General features: G+C 69.2%; 20 protein-coding genes. 12 read left to right on the forward strand and 8 right to left on the reverse strand.

Annotated features, from left to right (window positions below; translation table 11 throughout):
- Positions 1 to 34: 34 nt before the first annotated feature.
- From ACY1JX_RS01770 to ACY1JX_RS01780, 3 genes are all read left to right on the forward strand, one after another.
- Entirely contained in the window at positions 35 to 1372 is a 1338-nt protein-coding gene (locus ACY1JX_RS01770; protein ID WP_462565002.1) for an FAD-dependent oxidoreductase, read from the forward strand.
- Positions 1373 to 1438: 66 nt separating this feature from the next.
- The gene (locus ACY1JX_RS01775) at positions 1439 to 1783 is read left to right on the forward strand and encodes an ArsR/SmtB family transcription factor (RefSeq protein WP_462565003.1); all 345 of its coding nucleotides are present in this window, start codon (positions 1439 to 1441) and stop codon (positions 1781 to 1783) included.
- Positions 1784 to 1841: 58 nt separating this feature from the next.
- Positions 1842 to 2714, forward strand: a complete 873-nt coding sequence (locus ACY1JX_RS01780) for an arsenate-mycothiol transferase ArsC (protein WP_462565004.1) — start codon at positions 1842 to 1844, stop codon at positions 2712 to 2714.
- Here the strand turns inward: ACY1JX_RS01780 and ACY1JX_RS01785 are convergent.
- The 5 genes from ACY1JX_RS01785 to ACY1JX_RS01805 all read right to left on the reverse strand — a co-directional run bounded on the left by ACY1JX_RS01785 (position 2711) and on the right by ACY1JX_RS01805 (position 7172).
- Positions 2711 to 3466 carry a winged helix-turn-helix domain-containing protein gene (locus tag ACY1JX_RS01785; RefSeq protein ID WP_462565005.1) on the reverse strand — a complete coding sequence of 252 codons (756 nt, stop codon included), beginning with the start codon at positions 3464 to 3466 and terminating at the stop codon, positions 2711 to 2713. The two genes, ACY1JX_RS01780 and ACY1JX_RS01785, sit on opposite strands and share 4 nt — an antisense overlap.
- Positions 3463 to 4233, reverse strand: a complete 771-nt coding sequence (pstB, locus tag ACY1JX_RS01790; RefSeq protein WP_462565860.1) for a phosphate ABC transporter ATP-binding protein PstB — start codon at positions 4231 to 4233, stop codon at positions 3463 to 3465. Before pstB ends, ACY1JX_RS01785 begins: the two co-directional genes overlap by 4 nt.
- A 133-nt stretch (positions 4234 to 4366) precedes the next feature.
- Positions 4367 to 5275, reverse strand: a complete 909-nt coding sequence (gene pstA / locus ACY1JX_RS01795; RefSeq protein ID WP_462565006.1) for a phosphate ABC transporter permease PstA — start codon at positions 5273 to 5275, stop codon at positions 4367 to 4369.
- Positions 5275 to 6219, reverse strand: coding sequence for a phosphate ABC transporter permease subunit PstC (gene pstC, locus ACY1JX_RS01800; protein WP_462565007.1), 945 nt, complete (start codon positions 6217 to 6219; stop codon positions 5275 to 5277). The genes pstA and pstC overlap by 1 nt, the downstream gene beginning before the upstream one ends.
- Positions 6220 to 6233: 14 nt before the next feature.
- Positions 6234 to 7172: a PstS family phosphate ABC transporter substrate-binding protein gene (locus tag ACY1JX_RS01805; protein ID WP_462565008.1), complete on the reverse strand. Its 939-nt coding sequence runs from the start codon at positions 7170 to 7172 to the stop codon at positions 6234 to 6236.
- Positions 7173 to 7460: 288 nt separating this feature from the next.
- Here ACY1JX_RS01805 and ACY1JX_RS01810 point away from each other — a divergent pair, with 288 nt between their 5' ends.
- From ACY1JX_RS01810 to ACY1JX_RS01820, 3 genes are read left to right on the forward strand one after another with little or no spacing between them, the layout of a single operon-like run.
- Entirely contained in the window at positions 7461 to 8078 is a 618-nt protein-coding gene (locus tag ACY1JX_RS01810) for an arsenate reductase ArsC (protein ID WP_462565009.1), read from the forward strand.
- Positions 8079 to 8133: 55 nt separating this feature from the next.
- Positions 8134 to 8316 (forward strand): hypothetical protein, encoded by a 183-nt coding sequence (locus ACY1JX_RS01815; RefSeq protein ID WP_462565010.1) that lies wholly within the window; start codon positions 8134 to 8136, stop codon positions 8314 to 8316.
- Between the two features lie 26 nt (positions 8317 to 8342).
- Positions 8343 to 8483 carry a GNAT family N-acetyltransferase gene (locus tag ACY1JX_RS01820; protein ID WP_462565011.1) on the forward strand — a complete coding sequence of 47 codons (141 nt, stop codon included), beginning with the start codon at positions 8343 to 8345 and terminating at the stop codon, positions 8481 to 8483.
- A gap of 148 nt (positions 8484 to 8631) precedes the next feature.
- Here ACY1JX_RS01820 and ACY1JX_RS01825 read toward each other — a convergent pair whose 3' ends face one another.
- Positions 8632 to 9858 (reverse strand): ArsO family NAD(P)H-dependent flavin-containing monooxygenase, encoded by a 1227-nt coding sequence (locus tag ACY1JX_RS01825; RefSeq protein WP_462565012.1) that lies wholly within the window; start codon positions 9856 to 9858, stop codon positions 8632 to 8634.
- A 438-nt stretch (positions 9859 to 10296) separates the two neighbouring features.
- Between ACY1JX_RS01825 and ACY1JX_RS01830 the strand changes: the two genes are divergently transcribed.
- The 3 genes from ACY1JX_RS01830 to ACY1JX_RS01840 all read left to right on the forward strand — a co-directional run bounded on the left by ACY1JX_RS01830 (position 10297) and on the right by ACY1JX_RS01840 (position 13038).
- Positions 10297 to 10656: a hypothetical protein gene (locus tag ACY1JX_RS01830; protein ID WP_462565013.1), complete on the forward strand. Its 360-nt coding sequence runs from the start codon at positions 10297 to 10299 to the stop codon at positions 10654 to 10656.
- Between the two features lie 163 nt (positions 10657 to 10819).
- A complete protein-coding gene (locus ACY1JX_RS01835; protein WP_462565014.1) occupies positions 10820 to 12400 on the forward strand; it encodes a hypothetical protein in 1581 nt (526 codons plus the stop codon).
- A complete protein-coding gene (locus ACY1JX_RS01840; RefSeq protein ID WP_462565015.1) occupies positions 12397 to 13038 on the forward strand; it encodes a phosphoribosyltransferase in 642 nt (213 codons plus the stop codon). Before ACY1JX_RS01835 ends, ACY1JX_RS01840 begins: the two co-directional genes overlap by 4 nt.
- A 42-nt stretch (positions 13039 to 13080) precedes the next feature.
- Here ACY1JX_RS01840 and ACY1JX_RS01845 read toward each other — a convergent pair whose 3' ends face one another.
- Together ACY1JX_RS01845 and ACY1JX_RS01850 are read right to left on the reverse strand one after the other, a co-directional pair.
- The gene (locus ACY1JX_RS01845; RefSeq protein ID WP_462565016.1) at positions 13081 to 13893 is read right to left on the reverse strand and encodes an ABC-2 transporter permease; all 813 of its coding nucleotides are present in this window, start codon (positions 13891 to 13893) and stop codon (positions 13081 to 13083) included.
- Positions 13890 to 14810, reverse strand: a complete 921-nt coding sequence (locus tag ACY1JX_RS01850) for an ABC transporter ATP-binding protein (RefSeq protein ID WP_462565017.1) — start codon at positions 14808 to 14810, stop codon at positions 13890 to 13892. The genes ACY1JX_RS01845 and ACY1JX_RS01850 overlap by 4 nt, the downstream gene beginning before the upstream one ends.
- Before the next feature lie 142 nt (positions 14811 to 14952).
- Here ACY1JX_RS01850 and ACY1JX_RS01855 point away from each other — a divergent pair, with 142 nt between their 5' ends.
- The 3 genes from ACY1JX_RS01855 to ACY1JX_RS01865 all read left to right on the forward strand — a co-directional run bounded on the left by ACY1JX_RS01855 (position 14953) and on the right by ACY1JX_RS01865 (position 17708).
- A complete protein-coding gene (locus tag ACY1JX_RS01855; protein ID WP_462565018.1) occupies positions 14953 to 15954 on the forward strand; it encodes an epimerase in 1002 nt (333 codons plus the stop codon).
- Positions 15932 to 16483 (forward strand): QsdR family transcriptional regulator, encoded by a 552-nt coding sequence (locus ACY1JX_RS01860; protein WP_181755815.1) that lies wholly within the window; start codon positions 15932 to 15934, stop codon positions 16481 to 16483. The genes ACY1JX_RS01855 and ACY1JX_RS01860 overlap by 23 nt, the downstream gene beginning before the upstream one ends.
- Positions 16484 to 16583: 100 nt before the next feature.
- Positions 16584 to 17708, forward strand: a complete 1125-nt coding sequence (locus ACY1JX_RS01865) for an alpha/beta hydrolase fold domain-containing protein (RefSeq protein ID WP_462565019.1) — start codon at positions 16584 to 16586, stop codon at positions 17706 to 17708.
- Positions 17709 to 17745 lie beyond the last annotated feature (37 nt).

Genomic DNA, 17745 nt, shown 5'->3' on the forward strand with positions numbered 1-17745 from the left:
CGACAATCGTCAATGTACGCGAGGAGCGTCCCTGATGTCTGAGCATTCCGACCTACCCGTCGTCGTGATCGGTGCGGGTCCCGCCGGCCTTGCGGCCGCCGCCCACCTGCGTGGCCGTGGAGTGGACTTCATCGTCCTGGAAGCGGGAGACGCCGCAGGTGCGGCCGTCCGGGAGTGGGGCCACGTGCGGCTCTTCTCCGCGTGGTCCGAGCTGATCGACCCTGCGGCCGAGAAGGTCCTGGCCGACGCCGGGTGGACCCCGCCTGACCCGAAGCGCTACCCGACGGGTGCTGACTGGGTGGCCGGTTACCTCCAGCCCCTGGCCGATGCGCTCGGTGGCTCGGTCCGTTTCAACACGACGGTGACGGCCGTGGCCAAGCAGTCGCGCGACCGCTTGGTGAGCTCGGGTCGCGACGAGGCCCCGTTCACCGTCCACGTGACCAGGCCTCTCGGGGCCGAGCACCTCAGCGCCCGTGCGGTGATCGACGCCTCCGGCACCTGGCGTGGTCCCAACCCGCTCGGCGGGGACGGCGTCCCGGCCATCGGTGAGCACCAGGCAGCGGACCGCATCTCCTACCGGATTCCGGACCTCGGCAACGCCGAAGAGCTCGACCGCTACGCCGGAAAGCACGTCGTCGTGGCCGGGACGGGCGCTTCGGCGAAGGGCGCGTTGATCGGGCTCACCGCCTTGGCCAGGACTGCGCCCGAGACGCGCATCACCTGGCTCGTCCGGCGCGCGAACGTGGGGGAGGCGTTCGCCGGCAGCGGCCAGGACGAGCTGCCGGCGCGGGGTGAGCTCGGTCAGCAGGCCCAGGCAGCAGTCGAAGCCGGACCCGTGACGACGATGAACGGCTTCCGGACATCGCGCGTCTCGCGGGAGGACGACGACAGACTGACCATCGAGTCCTTCGACGGACAGATCGTCACCGACGTGGACGAAGTAGTTGTCCTGACCGGGTTCCGCCCCGACCTGCAGATGCTGTCGGAGATGCGACTGGACCTCGATCCGGTGCTGCAGGCACCTCGCGAGCTGGCGCCGCTGATCGACCCGAACGAGCACTCCTGCGGCACCGTCTACCCGCACGGCGCCAAGGAGCTCGCCCAGCCCGAGAGCGGGTTCTACCTGGTCGGCATGAAGTCCTACGGTCGTGCGACGTCCTTCCTCGCGCTGACGGGCTTCGAGCAGACGCGTTCGGTCGTCGCGGCCATCGCCGGCGACCACGAAGCCGCGGAGCGGGTGGAGCTGACGCTTCCCGACACCGGCGTCTGCGGCGGTGCCGGACTGTTCGACGACGAGGCTGCCGAAGGGGGGAGCTGCTGCGCCGCGCCCGCTGCGCCTGAGCTCATTCAGCTCGGCAGCCCGACGGTCTGATGAGCGGCGGTTGAAGCAGCATGTCCGCCGCGCTGCGTCCGATCGATGACCGGCTATGTTTGATGCATGGTCTCCAGAGCCCCGCGTCCCGATGGCTCGCAGCCGTCGCGGCCGGCGGCGGTCCTGCGACCTGCTCTGACGCGGCAGCAGGCCGAGGACACGGCTCAGCTGCTGAGTGTCGTCTCGAACTCCACGCGACTGCAGCTGTTGAGCCTCGTGCATCTGAGCGAAGGTGGGCGCGCGCGGGTCGTCGACCTGACCGAGGCGCTGGAGCTGCGCCAGCCCACGATCAGTCACCATGTCAAGGTGCTGCACGAGGCCGGGATCTTGTCGCGGACCCCCGTCGGCCGGGAGGTCTGGTACAGCATCGTGCCGGACCGGTTGAGCGCCATCGCCGATCTCCTGCGCTAGTCGTCCGGCCGGCACCATGACTCGCTCCCCGGTGTCCCCAGCCGCTCAGGCGCGAGCCATGGCCGATCCGATCCGTGTGCATCTCCTCGCCATGGTCATGGCGGCGCCCTCGGGCCAGATGAGGATCGACCTGCTGCAACGCGCGCACGGTGATGGCGTCACGTCGCACGTGGACGCCATGGTCGCGGCGGGACTGCTCGAGGCCGACGAGTCTTCGGTCCGACCCACCCATGACGCGTTGGTGCGCTTCGGGGGATTGGTTGCCGAGCCCTCGGGCGGTCAGCCTGAGCCCGCACCACGGGATCACGAGCGCTCGTTGGAGGACATCAGCGAGGAGCTGATCGACCGGTACGACGGCATCGTTGCCGCCGAAACGGTTCGGGAGTTCGTCCAGGACAGCTACGACCTCCTCGCGTCGCGGGCCACAGTTCGGCGCTTCCTGCCGCAGTTGACCGCGCGATTCGCGGCGGACCGACTCTCAGCGTTGGCGTCGCTCTCGGGCCGGGATGGACGGCGCCGGGCCGACATCCTCTTCGTCTGCGTCAGGAACGCAGGTCGGTCGCAGATCGCTGCCGCGCTCGCGCGGTCGATCGGGGGAGAACGTGTCCGGGTGCGCACGGCCGGATCGATGCCGGCGGCGCACCTGGACCCGGCGGTCCGCGCCGAGCTGTCCGCTCTGGGCATCGATCATCTGACTGAGTTCCCGCGACCGCTCACGCGGGAAGTGATCCAGGCGTCGGGCACCGTCGTCACGATGGGATGCGGTGACGCCTGCCCCATCGTGCCGGGGCGCAGGTACGTCGACTGGCCGGTGATGGATCCGGTCGGATGCTCACGGGACGAGGTTCGGGCGATCATCGAGGACATCCGTCGTCGAGTCGAGACACTCCTGGAGGAGCTCGGTGTGATCACGGCGCCGGGTCTGCGTTAGGGCGAGCTGAACACTCCGGGGTTGAGGCGGTAGCCGACGCCTCTCACCGTCTGGATGGCGTCGAGCACTCCGGCCTCGGCGAGTTTGCGGCGCACCCGTTTCACCGCGGCGACGAGCAGGTCGTCTGCGGACGTCCTGCAGTCGGACCAGAGCGCATCGATCAGCTCGTCGCGTGTCACGGAGTAGCCGGCGCGTTCGGCCAGCATGTGGAACAGGTCGAACTCCAGAGCACTGAGGTCGAGCGGTGTGTCGCGGACATGAGCGTCGATGGATTCGGTAATGAGCGTCAGCACGCCCAGCGTGAGGCGATCTGCTCGCTGTCGCGGAAGCGGACTCTGGTCGATGATCTGAGCGATCTCGCCGACGCGGTACGGCAGAGCGATGGCCCGAGCTCCTTCCAGCACGGCCGGCCCGATCGACGCCACATCGGTGCTGGCACAGGCCACCAGGACCGGGACGGCCGACTCCGACCGGATCACCTTGACCACCTCTGACAGGGGCACCGGACCGGGAGTGGCATTCAGGACGACCGCGCAGACGCCCGCGGCGTTCAGGCGCGCCACCAGCCGGAGGGGGTCCGATGCAGCGAGAACCGTCAGGCCGAGAGGTCGCAGACTCGACTGGAGCTCGGTGACGGTCTGCGCATCGGACTCGAGCAGCAGGATCGTGTCGGCTTCGGGTGGGCGCCGCAGGCGCGAGCGGCTGGCGTGCTGGTCCGCGGACCTCGGGGCCAGCACCCGCAACTCCGTCATCCGAACCGCCCGGTGATGTACGCCTCCGTCCGGGGGTCAGCCGGAGCCTCGAAGATGTCCTGGGTCCGGTTGAACTCCACGAGCAGCCCGGTGCGGTTTCCGGTGGTCTCGTCCGGGCGGGCCGTGAAGAACGCCGTTCTGTCGGAGACCCGCGAGGCCTGCTGCATGTTGTGCGTGACGATGATGATGGTGAATTCCGTCTTCAGCTCGCTCATCAGGTCTTCGATGCGCGCAGTGGCGATCGGGTCGAGGGCCGAGCACGGCTCGTCCATGAGGATGACGTCGGGCCGAGTGGCGATGGTTCGCGCGATGCACAGTCGTTGCTGCTGCCCACCGGACAAACCGTAGGCCGGGGACTTGAGCTTGTCCTTCACCTCGTCCCACAGTGCGGCGCCGCGGAGGGCGTCCTCGACCACGGCGTCCATGTCCGTCACCTTCATCCCCGTCACACGAGGGCCGTAGGCGATGTTGTCGTAGATGGACTTCGGGAAGGGGTTGGGCTTCTGGAAGACCATCCCGATGTGCTGGCGAACGGCGATCGGATCCACCTTGGGGCCGTAGATGTCCTCGCCGTGGTAGGTCACGCTTCCCTGGACCCTCGCGCCTGCGACCAGATCGTTCATCCGGTTGAGCGACCGCAGCACCGTGGACTTCCCGCACCCGGACGGTCCGATCAACGCGGTGATCTCGTGGCGTCCGAAGGAAAGATTCACGTCGTGGACCGCGTGGAAGTCGCCGTAGAAGACGTTGAGATCGCGCGTCTCCATCACCGGCCCGCGCGGGGCGGTCCTTGCGACGTCGGAGGCGTCGCCGTTGTTCACCGCCTCCGTCTGGTCGGTCACGTCGAGGATCTCGTCCGTCGTGCTCGTGGGGGAGTGGATCGTCATGTCAGCTGGACTCCTACCAGTTCCGCTGGAACTTGTTGCGAATGAGGATGGCGAGGGCGTTCATGCCCAAGATCATGAGGAGCAGCAGGATGATGGCGGCCGATGCGGCCCGCTGGAGCTCTTCTTGCGGGGCGGACGCGAGGTTGTAAATCTGCACGGGCAGGGCCGCGACCTTGTCGGTGAGCCACGCGGGATCGAACCGGACCGTCGCCACGCCGATCATGATGAGTGGCGCCGCCTCGCCGATGGCGCGCGAGAGGCCGAGGATCGTGCCCGTGGCGATGCCCGGGACCGCCGACGGAAGCACCTGGCGCCACGTGGTCTGCCACACCGTCGCGCCCAGTGCCAGCGACCCGTGCCGAATCTCCTGAGGCACCGCGCGCAGGGCCTCGCGGGTCGAGATGATGATGACGGGCAGGATCAGCAGTGCGAGGGCGATCGCGCCGCCCAGGACGATCCCTTGATAGCTGTATCCGAGGATCGTCATGATCGCTGCGGCGAGCATGCCGTAGATGATCGACGGCACGGCGGCCAGGTTCTGGAGGTTGACCTCGACGAACTTGTTGTACCAAGCCCTGGAGTCGGCGAACTCCTCCAGGTAGACCGCAGACGCGATCCCCAGGGGAATCGCCAGAAGCGCCGTGCTCATCATGAGCCACAAGGAGCCGAGGATGCCGGCACGGAAGCCTGTCTCGCCCTTGCGCACCGTCGACTCGTAGTTGGTGAACAGGTTGGCGTCGAAACGCCCGGCACCCGCGATCGCGGTGTCGACGATGAGGACGACCAGCACGGTGACACCGAAGAACAAGGAGAACCACAGCGCGCACAGGAAGACGAGGGACGCGACGTTGCGATCCTTGTTCCCGCCGGTGCGGAGACCTTGAGTGGTGGCGCGGGACGCGGTAACCGCTGCGACGTTCATCAGTACACCTGCCTGTAGCGACGGACGATGACGATGCTGATCGCGTTGATGATCAGTGTCACCAGGAACAGCAGCAGGGCGACGGCGAAGAGCATGTTGTAGCTGGCCGTGCCCACGGGGTTCTCACCCTGGGCGGTCTGGGCGATGAAGGCGGTCATCGTCTGGTGACCCTCGCCGACGTCGGGAGACGTGTTCTTGGCCGAGCCTCCCGCGAGTGCGACGATCATCGTCTCGCCCACGGCGCGGGACATGCCCAGCACGACCGCCGCGGCGACTCCGGAGATGGCCGCCGGCAGCACCACCCGCAGCGAGGTCTGCATCCGATTGGCGCCCATCGCCAGGGATCCCTGGCGCAGCGCCTGGGGCACCGCACTGAGCGCATCCTCAGAGAGCGAAGCGATCGTGGGAATGATCATGACGCCGACGAGGATGCCGGCCGCAAGCGAGTTCGTGAACGACACGTCCAGGCCGAGCCACCCGTTCAACACCGTGGGAGTCAGGAAGAAGACCGCGAAGAAGCCGTAGACCACCGACGGCACGCCGGCCAGCAGCTCGACCGTCGGCTTGAGCCAGGCGCGGGTGCGGCGCGTGGCGTACTCGGACAGGTACATCGCGGCTCCGACTCCCAAAGGGATCGCCAGCGCCAGGGCGATGACCGTGACCATGAAGGTGCCGAGCAGCAGCGGGAGCACCGCGGGGCGCAGATCCTTGCTGCCCTGGTCGGTCCACGAGAAGAAGTCGCCCAGCGGGACCTGGCCGAAGAAATGAATGACCGGTTCCACCAGCGCCACGATGATGCCGAAGGTGATGGCGACCGAGAGGAGGGCCGAGGCGATCAGCAGCCCCTTGATGACGGCCTCACCCGGACGACGCTTCGCGGTGAGGAGCGGACCGCCGGGCAGGCCCGCCCTCGCGGGCGGGCCTGCCTGGGTGAACTGAGACATGTGTGGGCCGGCTGTCAGAGCGCTTCGACGGCGGATTGCGTCTCCGCCAGGTCTTCGTCGTTGAGAGGAATGAACTGCGCCGACTCGGCGATGTCGGTCAGGTTCTCCACGTAGAAGTCGACGTAGGTCGAGACGGCCTCGTTGTCGGCGTAGGCGCTGTTCTTGACGTAGATGAACAGTGGACGGGACAGGGGCGTGTACGAGCCGTCCCGCGCGGTCTCGGACGAAGGCTTGACACAACCGCTGCCGTCGTCGATGGCGACCGCCTTCAGGTTGTCAGCGTTCTCCTCGAAGTAGGAGTAGCCGAAGAAGCCAACGCCTCCCTTGGTGCCCGAAACGCCCTGGACCAGCACGTTGTCGTCCTCCGAGGACTCGAAGTCCTCACGCAGCGCCTCGGACTCGTGACCGACGACGTCGGCCGCCATGTAGTCGTACGTCCCGGAATCAGTACCCGGGATGAAACCCGTGACCTTCTGGTCGGGGAAGCTCGGATCCAGGTCCTTCCAGTTCGTGATCTTGGAGTCCGGGGCGAAGAGCTGCACGACCTGATCAGTCGTGAGGCAGTCCACACCGAGGTCCGGGTGGGTGACCACCGTGAGCGCGTCGGTCGCGACGTGCAGCTCGGTGAACTCGACGCCCCCGGTCTCACAGGCCGTCTTCTCCTCGTCCTTGATGGGTCGAGACGCGTCCGAGATGTCGATGTCACCGGCGCAGAACTTCTCGAACCCGCCACCGGTGCCCGAGAAACCGACGGACACCTCGATGTCAGGCTGCTCCTCCGAGAGGAGCTCGGCCGCCGTGTTACTCATCGGGTACACGGTCGAGGACCCGTCCACCGCAACCGACCCTGACGCGGCGTCCTCCTCTGCGCTGGAACCGCCACCGCAGGCGGCCAGGGTGAGCAGCAGGACGGAAGCACTCAACGTCGACGTGAGCGTCTTGGAGCGAAACATGCACGTTTCCCATCAGTTTGGCCGCGGGGGCGGCGCGTCTTTGATCGAACACGATAGATAGAACGCCGTCTATGTGAACGGACGATGAACGCAGCCGGACGCGCACATGAAGGTGCGAACACGGGTGGAAATGGATGGAGCCGGCTGTTCTGATCAGCCATTATTCATTGGACTGAATCGATGAATTGTCGACTAGAGTATCCATTGACGAACTTCGATATACGATCGCGAACTCTCGACCGATCCGATCGAGCCGTCGCTCAACCCGAAGCCCAAGGAGGCAGGACAGTGGACCAGTCGCACGAGTTGAACCGAGAGGCGATCGCGGCGGAGATCGCCTACGAGCACCAAGGCACGTTCACGCTCGACGAAGTCAGGGAGTTCGTCGATCGCGCAGCCGAGTCGCTGTTGACCGACGCGAAGATCGCACGACACGTCCCGCTGCTCGTCAGCCGCTACGCTCGCGAGCTCTTGACGGCCTCGGCCCAGACGAAGGGACTGATCGCGAAGAAGGTCCCAGAGCTCCTGTTCGTCTGCGTGCAGAACGCCGGACGCTCACAGATCGCCGCCGCCATCGCCGCGCACCTGGCGCCAGGGAAGCTGCACGTGCGTTCGGCCGGGTCCCGGCCCACGGGCGAGGTCAACCCTCTCGCGGTCCAGGTGCTCGCCGAGCGCGGCATCGAGCTGGCCGAGGCGTACCCGAAGCCCCTCTCCGACGACGTCCTGCACGCTGCGGACGTCATCGTCACCATGGGATGCGGCGACGAGTGCCCCTACTTCCCCGGCAAGCGGTACGAGGACTGGGACGTCTCGGACCCCGAGGGTGCCACGCTCGAAGAGGCACGAGACATCCGGGACGACATCCAGCGTCGTGTCACGGATCTGCTCCGCGACCTCGACGTCTGAGAACCGCGCGGAGCCTGCCAGCGGCCGGTCTCAGGCCACGGGCCACCATGGGGGAGTGAGAGAGGACATCGCGATCCTCGGGCTGACTCCCGAGGACTGGCCACAGGTGGAGGCCATCTACGCAGCCGGCATCGACGCCGGACACGCGACCTTCGAGTCAGTGGTCCCGACCTGGGAGTCGTTCGACTCTCACGGCTTCTCGACCACCGTCTCGTGGCAGTGCACGCCTCCGGAGTAGTGGCCGGGTGGGCCGCCTGCTCGCCGGTGTCCAGCCGACCCGTGTACGCGGGTGTGGTCGAGCACTCGATCTACGTCGCGCCGCAAGCCCACGGCGGCGGGATCGGCGGGCTGCTCCTCGAAGCGCTCATCGAGTCCCCGGAGGACGCCGGCATCTGGACCATCTAGTCGAGCATCTTCCCCAGAACACTGCGAGCCTTCGCCTTCACGACCGGCACGGCTTCCGGACCATCGGCACCCGGACCCGCCTCGCGAAGGCCGTCGTCGGTCCCGCCGCAGGCAGATGGCGAGACACCGTCCTGGTCGAGCGCCGGAGTCAGGTCGCGGGCATCGACTGAGCGACGGTCACCCCCGCCGCCCGCCGACGCGTCCCGGTGATGGCTGCCGCCGTCGACCGAGCCGTGGGGCCGACGCCGGCCAAGGTTGCCGAGGCCGGTCCGGTCCAGTCCCCGTATCCCACCAGGAACAGCCGCGGCTCGCCGATCGCCTGCGTGCCGGAGGCGCCTCCGACCGCGATGCGTCCACCCTCGAGGCGCAGGCCCAACGGTCGTAGGTGGCGGAGCTCCGGTCGGAAGCCGGTGCACCAGATGACCGCGTCACACGGTTGCTCCGTGCCATCGGCCCACGCGACGCCGTCAGTGCTGAGCCGGTCGAACATCGGCCGCGCCTCGAGCACGCCACGATCCCTGGCGTCCTTCACGCTGGCCACCATGACGATGTCCCCGAGCCCGGCCACCCCGCTGTGCTCTCGCCCTTCGGCGAGCGCCTTGACGCGGGCGCTGGCCGTCTCGAACAGCACCCTTCCATCCACCTCGTCGGCCAGGAACCTGGGCGGACGGCTGGTCACCCACGTCGTGGCAGCCACCGTGGATACCTCCGCGAGGATCTGGGCGCCGGAGTTGCCGCCGCCCACCACCACGACGTGCTGCTCGGCGAACTCGTCAGGCCTGCGATAGTCGGCGGCGTGCAGCTGCCGGCCTGCGAACGCCGCAGCGCCCGGGTAGGTCGGCCAGAACGGTCGCTCCCAGGTGCCGGTGGCGGAGACCACGGATCGAGCAGCCACCGCGAGGTCACCGGCGACGACCCCGAGCGACCCGTGGGGGTCCTCATCAAGGCGCGTCACGGACTCCACACGGCACGGCCGGAGCACCGACAGCTCGTAGCGCTCCTCGTACCGGGTCAGGTAGTCCACCACGTGGTCCCGCGGCGGAAAGCCACGGGTCGCGTCGTCCCAGGCTGGCATCATCCATCCCGGGAGCGAGGAGAAGCCCGCCGGTGAGAACAACCGGAGCCCGTCCCACGTCCGGGGCCATGCTCCACCGGGCCGATCGGCAGCGTCGAGGATGACGAAGTCACGCCCCGGGACCATGCCCGCGCGGCGTAGGTAGAACCCCGTCGCGAGTCCGGCCTGACCGCCACCGATCACGGCGACCTCGACCTCTCGCGTCTTCGCGCCAGCGGTCTCAGAGGGGGAGTCGTCTCGGGAGGACGCTCCCATCCGCTGGCTCTCCACCGTGACCTCCGTTGCTGGTTTCGGACTCATCAACGCCGCGTCGGGGCAGCCGGTCGTTCGCTCCTGCGATTCTGTCCCGTCTGACGTTGTCAGGTGGGACGGGCCTACGTTCCGGTGGCCGTTATGTGGCCTGATTGGCCCAGCGTTCGTTGTGGGCAGTCGGGTATCGTCGGAAGTGACCCAAAGGGATCCTCCCCACCATTGGAGGGATTTCCGTGGTTCTCGGTACCCAACGTCCTTGCTCGTATGGAGCGCGGACTCGACAGGGGGTCGCAGGTTCAAATCCTGTCAGCCCGACAACGGAAAGCCCCGGGAGACCGGGGCTTTCGTCTTTTCCTCAGGACCTCCACGCCTCCAGAGTGAGAACACCCGCCGCGTTCGTCGCCTACGCTGGCGCGCAGTCGGACCGGGGGAAGGCGAGAGGGTGATGGGCAGTGACTGTCGCTGTTCTGGTGGCTGGTGACCTTCGTGAGTGAAGCCGACGTTCGTGTCCCTGCGGTGGCCTTCCTGTCGCCACTCTTCGCCGCCGCCTCAGTTCTCGGCCTCTTCACGATCGCGCCACAGGACGTTCTGGGATGGGCGTGGGTCGCCGCTGCCGTCACGGCGCTCGCTGCGGCCGTGACCGTGAAGCGGACGGCCGCCCGCCTGTGCTTCGGCGTGGCGGCGTTGCTCACGGGATATCTGGCGTGGCTGGCGCTCGGGCCACGAGGCGATGAGGAGTTCGTGTATCCCTTCGCCGTTCTGCGCCTGTTCCCGGTGGCCGGCGCGGTCTACGGGTTCTCCTTCGTCGCGTTGCTCGTCGGAAGGGGCTCTGACCCGAGGGCCTGAAGCCTACGGACCGGCATGCCATCACCGATCGGCTCACCTCCCTGCCCTGGGAGGTGTGGGCGAACGTCGAGCTGACGACGGACAGCGGGTCGGTCGAGTAGTCCGTGGACGCTCCGTCCCGGCGGGCGTAGCGTGCTGGAAGAGGCCCGGAGGGTGAGGTGTCATGCCGGCACGGCAGCCGATTCCACGTGAGGTGCGGATCCGCGACGAGCCGCGCCGTCCCGAGGACGATCCGACGCTCGGCGTCACCCTGGCGCCCGTCGCCCCGGAGCAGCCCGCCCGCCACCGGCTCGTCACGGTGGGCGACTCGCTGGTCCAGGGATTCATGAGCGGTGCGATCCACCGCACCGATCTCAGCTGGCCGGCGATCATCGCGTTCGAGCTCGGACTGAGCGCCGACGAGTTCACCTTCCCGACGTACGAGTGGCCGACGGGTCCGGGCGGGCTACCGGTCGACCTGGAGCGGCTCGCGCGCGAGTTCGACCGGCGGTTCGGCAGCGGCCTGGATCTCCTGGAGGCCGTCCGGGCGGCTCCTTGGCTCCGTGACCGGATGGACGACATCGAGGACCACTGGGAGCGTGGCGCGGGGTCGCGGGAGCCGGAGGACGGGAGCCCGTTCCACAACACCGGCGTCCACAGCTGGGACGTTCTCGACCCCGTCGTGACCACCGAGGCGAGGGTCGAGAGGCTGCTCGCGACGAAGCCGTCCGACGACTTCCTCGCCCAGCTCGTGGAGCATCACCCCGCGCGAGCCGCGTGGCCGATCCTGCACCGTGCCGCGGGCGGTGACTCCGGCCGGACGGTGCTCGACTCGGTGGCCGACCTCGCTGCCGGCGAGGGTGTCGAGACGCTCGTCGTCGCGCTGGGCTCCAACAACGCTCTCGGACCGGTGGTCTCGCTGGACATCGCGTGGACCCCCGAGTCCTACGCGGAGATGACCCTCGATCAACGTCGCGACACCCGGGCCGGCTCGAACTTGTGGCGCCCCAGCGCGTTCCGCGCCGACTGGGCGGACCTGGTCGCACGGCTCCGGACGATCGAGGCGCAGCACGTCGTCGTGACGACCATCCCGTCGGTCACGATCGCGCCGCTCGCCCGCGGCACCCACGAGAAGGTGCGCCCCGACTCGCGCTACTTCCCGTACTACACGCGTCCCTGGATCACCGACGAGGACTTCGACCCTCGGCACGACCCGCACCTGACGGAGGACGACGTCCGCGCCATCGACTCGGCCATCGACGCGTACAACGAGACGATCATCGCGTCGGTGCGTGCGGCGCGCGAGGACGGACTCGACTGGTACCTCTTCGACATGGGTGGCCTCCTCGACCGGCTCGCCACCCGCCGCTACGTGGAGAGTCCCTGGGCGCGGCCGGCCTGGTGGGAGCAGTACGAGCTGCCCGCGGCACTCCAGCGGCTGGACCCCGTGCCCACCACGCGGTTCTTCCGCGCCGGGCCCGAGGGCCGCACCGACGGCGGACTGTTCTCCCTGGACGGCGTCCACCCGACGACGATCGGCTACGGGATCCTCGCCCAGGAGTTGATCCGGGTGCTCCGCCTCGCGGGCGTGGAGTTCTTCGACCGTCACGGCAAGCGCCGTGCGGACCCGGTCGAGATCGACTTCGACCGGATCCTGCGCGCGGACACGCTCGTGTCCGATCCGCCCGCGACGATCACCAGCACGCTCGGCCTGCTCGGCTGGCTCGACGACCGGCTCGGCTGGGTCACCCGCTTCCTGTCATGAGGTTCCGCTCCGTCCTGCCGTTCGCCGACCGGGTCGATGCGGGCCGGCAGCTGGCGCGGCGTGTGCACCACCTGGCCGCGCCGGACGTCGTCGTGCTCGGTCTGCCACGCGGGGGAGTGCCGGTCGCCTTCGAGGTCGCGCGGGAGCTCGGCGCGCCGCTCGACGTCATCGTCGTGCGCAAGCTCGGCTACCCCTTTCGGCCGGAGCTGGCGATGGGCGCGATCGGCGAGGACGGGTGCGAGGTGCTGGACCGAGCGGAGGTCGCGCTCCACGGGGTCACCGACGAGCAGGTTCGGGCGGTCGAACGCCGGGAGCGCGAGGAGCTCGAGGCCCGGGTCCGACGACTGCGGGGCGATCGCCAGCGGATCGACCTCACCGCTCGTACGGCGCTGATCGTCGACGACGGCATCGCGACCGGGGCGACCGCCCAGGTGGCGTGCCGGGTGGCGCGACTCCAGGGTGCGGCGCGCGTCGTGGTCGCCGCGCCGGTCGCCCCGTCGTCGGCGGCCGACGAGCTCGACGCCGCCGACGCCCTGGTGGTGGTCGAGTCGCCCGAGCCCTTCGGGGCCGTCGGCCGCTGGTACCGACGCTTCGAGCCCGTCACCGACGAGGAGGTCGCCGCACTCCTGAACGCATGACGAGGGCCCCGGGTCGCCCCGGGGCCCTCGTGGTGCCTCGCGTCACTTCACCTCGGACCGCAGGAGCGCCCGGGTGCCGATCAGCAGCGGGACGACCAGCCAGACGACCGCCGAGACGCCGAGCTGCGCCCACATCTCACCGGTGAGGGTCTCGTCGAAGAGCCGCATCGTGGCCCAGTTCAGGTCGAACCACGCGCCGTTGTCCGCCCACCACTGGTTCGTGCTGGCCAGGGCGCTGGACGCGCCGGGCAGGACGAGGGAGTAGACGAAGTACGCGACGATCGCGCCGGGGGAGTTGCGCAGGACGATGCCCAGCATCAGGCCCATCAGCATCCCGATCTCGTTGGCGAGGATGATCTGGGCGAACTCGCCCACGGTGATCGTCCACGTGGGATCGACTCCGGCGATCGAGGTGCCGACGACGTTGCCCACCGCGCCGACGGCGCCGGCGATCAGCATCGAGACGGCGCCGATGACGACCGTGATGACGGCCTTCGCCGCCAGCACGCGACCACGGTGGGGGACCAGCGTGAAGGTCGTCAGAGCCGTCCGCTGACTCCACTCGCTCGAGACCGCGAGGATCGCGATCATCGGCAGGATGACCGACATCGGGGCTCCGACCGCACTGGCGAAGTGCTCGTACGTCAGGTCCTCGGCGTCGACGAAGATCAGCGTTGCCACGGTGGCGATCACCGAGAGGAGGACGACGCTGGCCATGAGCCAGAAGCCCGACCTCGTGTCGAACATCTTGCGCAGCTCGACGCGCAGGATCCGTGTGAACGGGATCCGTGCGGGCACGGTGCGCGGCTCGCGGGGCGCGATCCCGGTGGTGGCGGGAACGATCGTGGTGCTCATGCTGCTGCTCCTTCGGTGCGGTGCTGGACGTCGTCGCGCTGGGTGTCGGCGGTGAGGGACAGGAACATCTCCTCGAGGCGGGCGCCGTCCGCGGCACGCAGCTCCAGGAGGGGGATGCCCGCGTCGAACGCGACGGTGCCGACGGTGGTCAGGTCGGCCTCCGCGAGCACGGCGCCGCCCGAGCTCGGTGTGGCGGTGATGCCCGCGGTCTGTAGCGCCGTCGCGAGGGCGGCTCCGTCCGCGGCCCGGGCGAGGGTGCCGGCGCTGGCCAGCAGCTCGTCCTTCGTGCCCTGCGCGACGATCCGGCCGTTGCCGATGACGACCAGGTCGTCGGCGATGACCTCGATCTCGTGGAGCAGGTGCGACGAGAGCAGCACCGTGCCGCCGTCGTCCGCGAAGCCCCGGAGCAGGTCGCGCATCCAGCGGATGCCGGCCGGGTCGAGGCCGTTGGCGGGCTCGTCGAGGATCAGCACCTCCGGATCGCCCAGGAGGGCGGTGGCGATGCCGAGCCGCTGGCGCATGCCCAGGGAGTAGTTGCGGACGCGGCGACCGGCCTCGTCCGGGGTGAGGCTGACTCGCTCGAGCATCGCGTCGACGCGGGAGCGCGGCAGGCCCATCGTGACGGCGGCGACGGTCAGGATCTCGCGGCCGGTGCGGCCGGCGTGCTGGGCCGAGGCGTCCAGGAGGACGCCGACCTCACGGCCGGGATCGGGGAGGTCCTCGAAGCGGCGACCGAGGACGTGGACGTCGCCGCTGCTGGGCGGCGTGAGTCCGACCATGACGCGCATGGTGGTGGACTTGCCGGCGCCGTTCGGCCCGAGGAAGCCGGTGACCCGGCCCGGCGCGGCGATGAAGGAGACATCGTCCACGGCGGCGTGCGAGCCGTAGGACTTGGAGAGGGATTCGACGGTGATCATGTCGAGAAGCGTCGCGGTCCGGACCCCTCCGGCACATCGGGCGCGACCCCGAAGATCGCCCTGACGTGACCCTGAGCACCCCCGGGGGCCGACTCCGGTGTTCCTCAGGGCACGCGTGTCGCCGAGCCGCTAGCGTGCGGGCATGACTGTGCGAGAGCGAGCCGTCGTCGCCGGCTGGAACGGGTTCATCGGGCACCGGCTCGTCGAGGACCTCACGGAGCGCGGGTACGACGTCGCACGCGTGGGCCGCAACGGCCCGGACGCCACGTGGTCGGACCCCGCCGGGCTCGCGCGACTGGTCGACGGCGCGGCCCTGGTGGTGAACCTGGCCGGCAAGAGCGTCGGCTGCCGCTACACCGACGCCAACCGCGACGAGATCCTGCGGTCACGGGTGGAGACGACCCGACAGCTGCGCGAGGCGATCGCGGCCGCCCACGAGCCGCCACGGCTCTGGCTCAACGCCAGCACCGCGACGATCTACCGCTACGCGATGGACCGTCCCCAGACCGAGTCCGACGGTGAGCTCGGCACGGGGTTCTCGGTCGACGTCGCGCGCAGCTGGGAGGACGAGCTCTTCGCCGGCGAGCTGCCGGGAACCCGCCGCGTGGCGCTGCGGATGGCGATCGTGCTGGGCGGTCCGGCGTCCGACCTGCTCGGACGCGTCGCGCGGCTGGGCATCGGCGGGCCACAGTACGACGGGCGCTGGTTCCAGCACCGGCGCTACCGGGGGATCGGGACGAACCCGACCGGCGGACCGGTGCCGATGCACCACTCGCGCGGCCGGCAGAAGTTCTCGTGGATCCACATCGACGACGTCCTCGCGTCGATCCGGTTCATCGAGGAGCACGCCGGCATCGAGGGTCCGGTGAACCTCTCGTCGCCGAACCCGAGCGACAACCGCACCCTCATGGCCGAGCTGCGCCGGACCGTCGGCATGCCGATCGGCCTGCCCGCGACGCGGTGGATGCTGGAGCCCGCGATGTGGGTGCTGCGGAACGAGTCCGAGCTGCTGCTCAAGAGCCGCTGGGTGCTGCCGGAGCGACTTGAGTCCGCCGGCTTCGAGTTCCGCTGGCCCGACCTGCGGCCGGCGCTGGACGACACCGTGGGATCAAGGAGGGCCCATGGGGCGCCCGACGAAGGATGACGCCTACCGGCTCGGTCGCCGGACTTACCTCAACGGCGAGCGGTTCGACCTCGGGCGGATGGCCGACGAGCTCGGGGTGAACCGGGTGACCCTCTATCGCTGGGTCGGCACCAAGGAGCAGATGCTGGTCGACGTCACCTGGCAGCTGACGGACCTGACTCTGCGTCAGGAGTGGGAGAAGGCGAAGGACTCGCCCGGCCCGCGCGTTCCCGCCGTGATCGGAGGGTTCCTGCGAGCGATGTTCTCCTGGCCCGAGGTGCGCCGGTTCAACGAGGAGAACAACGCGTTCCTGATGCGGGTGATGACGACGGCGGAGTACGGGTTCCACGCACGGCTCGTGGGCGCGGTCCGCGGGTACGTCGAGCGTGACGTGGCCGAGGGACGCACGACGGACACGGTTCCCGCGCAGGACCTGGCGTATGCATGCGTGCGCCTCGTGGAGTCCTACGTCTACCTGCCGAGCATCACCGGCGCGCCCCCCGCGCCGGAGGCAGCCCAGCGCGTGCTCGAGGCGCTGCTGCGGCCCTGAGCGCAGGCCGGACCACCAAGGATGCAACAGAACTATTGTCATGTTGCATTCGCGGTCCTATGCTCCTGGCAAACGTGACCTACGCCACAGAGGTGCTCCCATGACCGTGACCCCCGAACGATCCACCTACGCCCTGCCCGGCCGACTCGGCGACGAGTCGCGCGGGCCCCGGACCGACGACCGGTTCCCGCCCGCGATGGTCGAGGCCATGGCGGCCTTCGGCCTCGATGCCGTGGCCGTCCCACCGCCGGTGTCCGCCGACGACGACCTCGAGACCGTCCTGGCCGCGGTCGGCGCCGCCCACGAGGGATTCCAGGCCGTCTACGACTCGATCCCGATCGACCTCCCGGGGGACCGGGACGATGTCGAGACTTCGACCGAGACGATCACCGGTGTCGACGGCAACGAGATCGTGCTGCACATTTTCCGGCCCGCAGGCGTCGACGGCCCGCTGCCCGGTGTCGTCTACACCCACGGCGGCGGGATGACGATCATCAGGACCGACAACCGGCTCCACCGTCGGTGGTGCACCGACATCGCCGCCTCCGGGTGCGTCGTCGTCATGGTCGACTTCCGCAACGCGTGGACCTCCGAGGGCCACCACCCGTTCCCCGCGGGCGTCGAGGACTGCCTCGCGGGCGTGCTGTGGGCCGACGAGAACCGCGAGGCGCTCGGTCTGAGCTGCCTCGTGGTGCAGGGAGAGTCCGGGGGCGGCAACCTGGCCATCGCCACCACGCTCCTCGCGAAGAGTCGCGGCCGGGTCGACGCGATCGACGGCGTCTACGCGTGCATCCCGTACATCAGTGGCGGCTACTCCTGGGACCGCGACCGGCGCATCGCCGAGCTGCCGTCGCTGGTCGAGAACGACGGCTACTTCATCGAGACCGCGGGGATGGCGCTGCTCGTTCGCGCGTACGACCCGACAGGTGAGCACGCCGAGGACCCGCTCGCCTGGCCGTACTTCGCGACCGAGGACGACCTCCGCGGGCTGCCGCCCTTCGTGGTCTCGGTCAACGAGCTCGACCCGCTGCGCGACGAGGGCGTCGCCTTCGCGCGAAAGCTTGCGCGCGCGGGCGTCGACGTCGCGGCCCGGGTCAACCTCGGGCTCATCCACGGCGGCGACGTGATCTTCCGTCAGTGGCTGCCGGGGCCGCAGGAGGCCGCCGTCCGGGACGTCGCGGGGTTCGCCGTCGACCGCGCCCGGCGCAAGGCGGCGGGCGACTAGGGGAAGATCTCGGCCCAGGTGAGCCTGACCGTACGAC

Source organism: Aeromicrobium sp. JP4 (genome assembly GCF_054957925.1).

What these genes read in the sequence shown, in the direction of transcription:
- ACY1JX_RS01770 (WP_462565002.1), top strand. Translation starts at nt 35, where the DNA reads ATGTCTGAGCATTCCGACCTACCCGTCGTCGTGATCGGTGCGGGTCCC.
- ACY1JX_RS01775 (WP_462565003.1), top strand. Translation starts at nt 1,439, where the DNA reads ATGGTCTCCAGAGCCCCGCGTCCCGATGGCTCGCAGCCGTCGCGGCCG.
- ACY1JX_RS01780 (WP_462565004.1), top strand. Translation starts at nt 1,842, where the DNA reads ATGGCCGATCCGATCCGTGTGCATCTCCTCGCCATGGTCATGGCGGCG.
- ACY1JX_RS01785 (WP_462565005.1), bottom strand. Translation starts at nt 3,466, where the DNA reads ATGACGGAGTTGCGGGTGCTGGCCCCGAGGTCCGCGGACCAGCACGCC.
- pstB (WP_462565860.1), bottom strand. Translation starts at nt 4,233, where the DNA reads ATGGAGACGCGCGATCTCAACGTCTTCTACGGCGACTTCCACGCGGTC.
- pstA (WP_462565006.1), bottom strand. Translation starts at nt 5,275, where the DNA reads ATGAACGTCGCAGCGGTTACCGCGTCCCGCGCCACCACTCAAGGTCTC.
- pstC (WP_462565007.1), bottom strand. Translation starts at nt 6,219, where the DNA reads ATGTCTCAGTTCACCCAGGCAGGCCCGCCCGCGAGGGCGGGCCTGCCC.
- ACY1JX_RS01805 (WP_462565008.1), bottom strand. Translation starts at nt 7,172, where the DNA reads ATGTTTCGCTCCAAGACGCTCACGTCGACGTTGAGTGCTTCCGTCCTG.
- ACY1JX_RS01825 (WP_462565012.1), bottom strand. Translation starts at nt 9,858, where the DNA reads ATGAGTCCGAAACCAGCAACGGAGGTCACGGTGGAGAGCCAGCGGATG.
- ACY1JX_RS01835 (WP_462565014.1), top strand. Translation starts at nt 10,820, where the DNA reads ATGCCGGCACGGCAGCCGATTCCACGTGAGGTGCGGATCCGCGACGAG.
- ACY1JX_RS01840 (WP_462565015.1), top strand. Translation starts at nt 12,397, where the DNA reads ATGAGGTTCCGCTCCGTCCTGCCGTTCGCCGACCGGGTCGATGCGGGC.
- ACY1JX_RS01845 (WP_462565016.1), bottom strand. Translation starts at nt 13,893, where the DNA reads ATGAGCACCACGATCGTTCCCGCCACCACCGGGATCGCGCCCCGCGAG.
- ACY1JX_RS01850 (WP_462565017.1), bottom strand. Translation starts at nt 14,810, where the DNA reads ATGATCACCGTCGAATCCCTCTCCAAGTCCTACGGCTCGCACGCCGCC.
- ACY1JX_RS01855 (WP_462565018.1), top strand. Translation starts at nt 14,953, where the DNA reads ATGACTGTGCGAGAGCGAGCCGTCGTCGCCGGCTGGAACGGGTTCATC.
- ACY1JX_RS01860 (WP_181755815.1), top strand. Translation starts at nt 15,932, where the DNA reads ATGGGGCGCCCGACGAAGGATGACGCCTACCGGCTCGGTCGCCGGACT.
- ACY1JX_RS01865 (WP_462565019.1), top strand. Translation starts at nt 16,584, where the DNA reads ATGACCGTGACCCCCGAACGATCCACCTACGCCCTGCCCGGCCGACTC.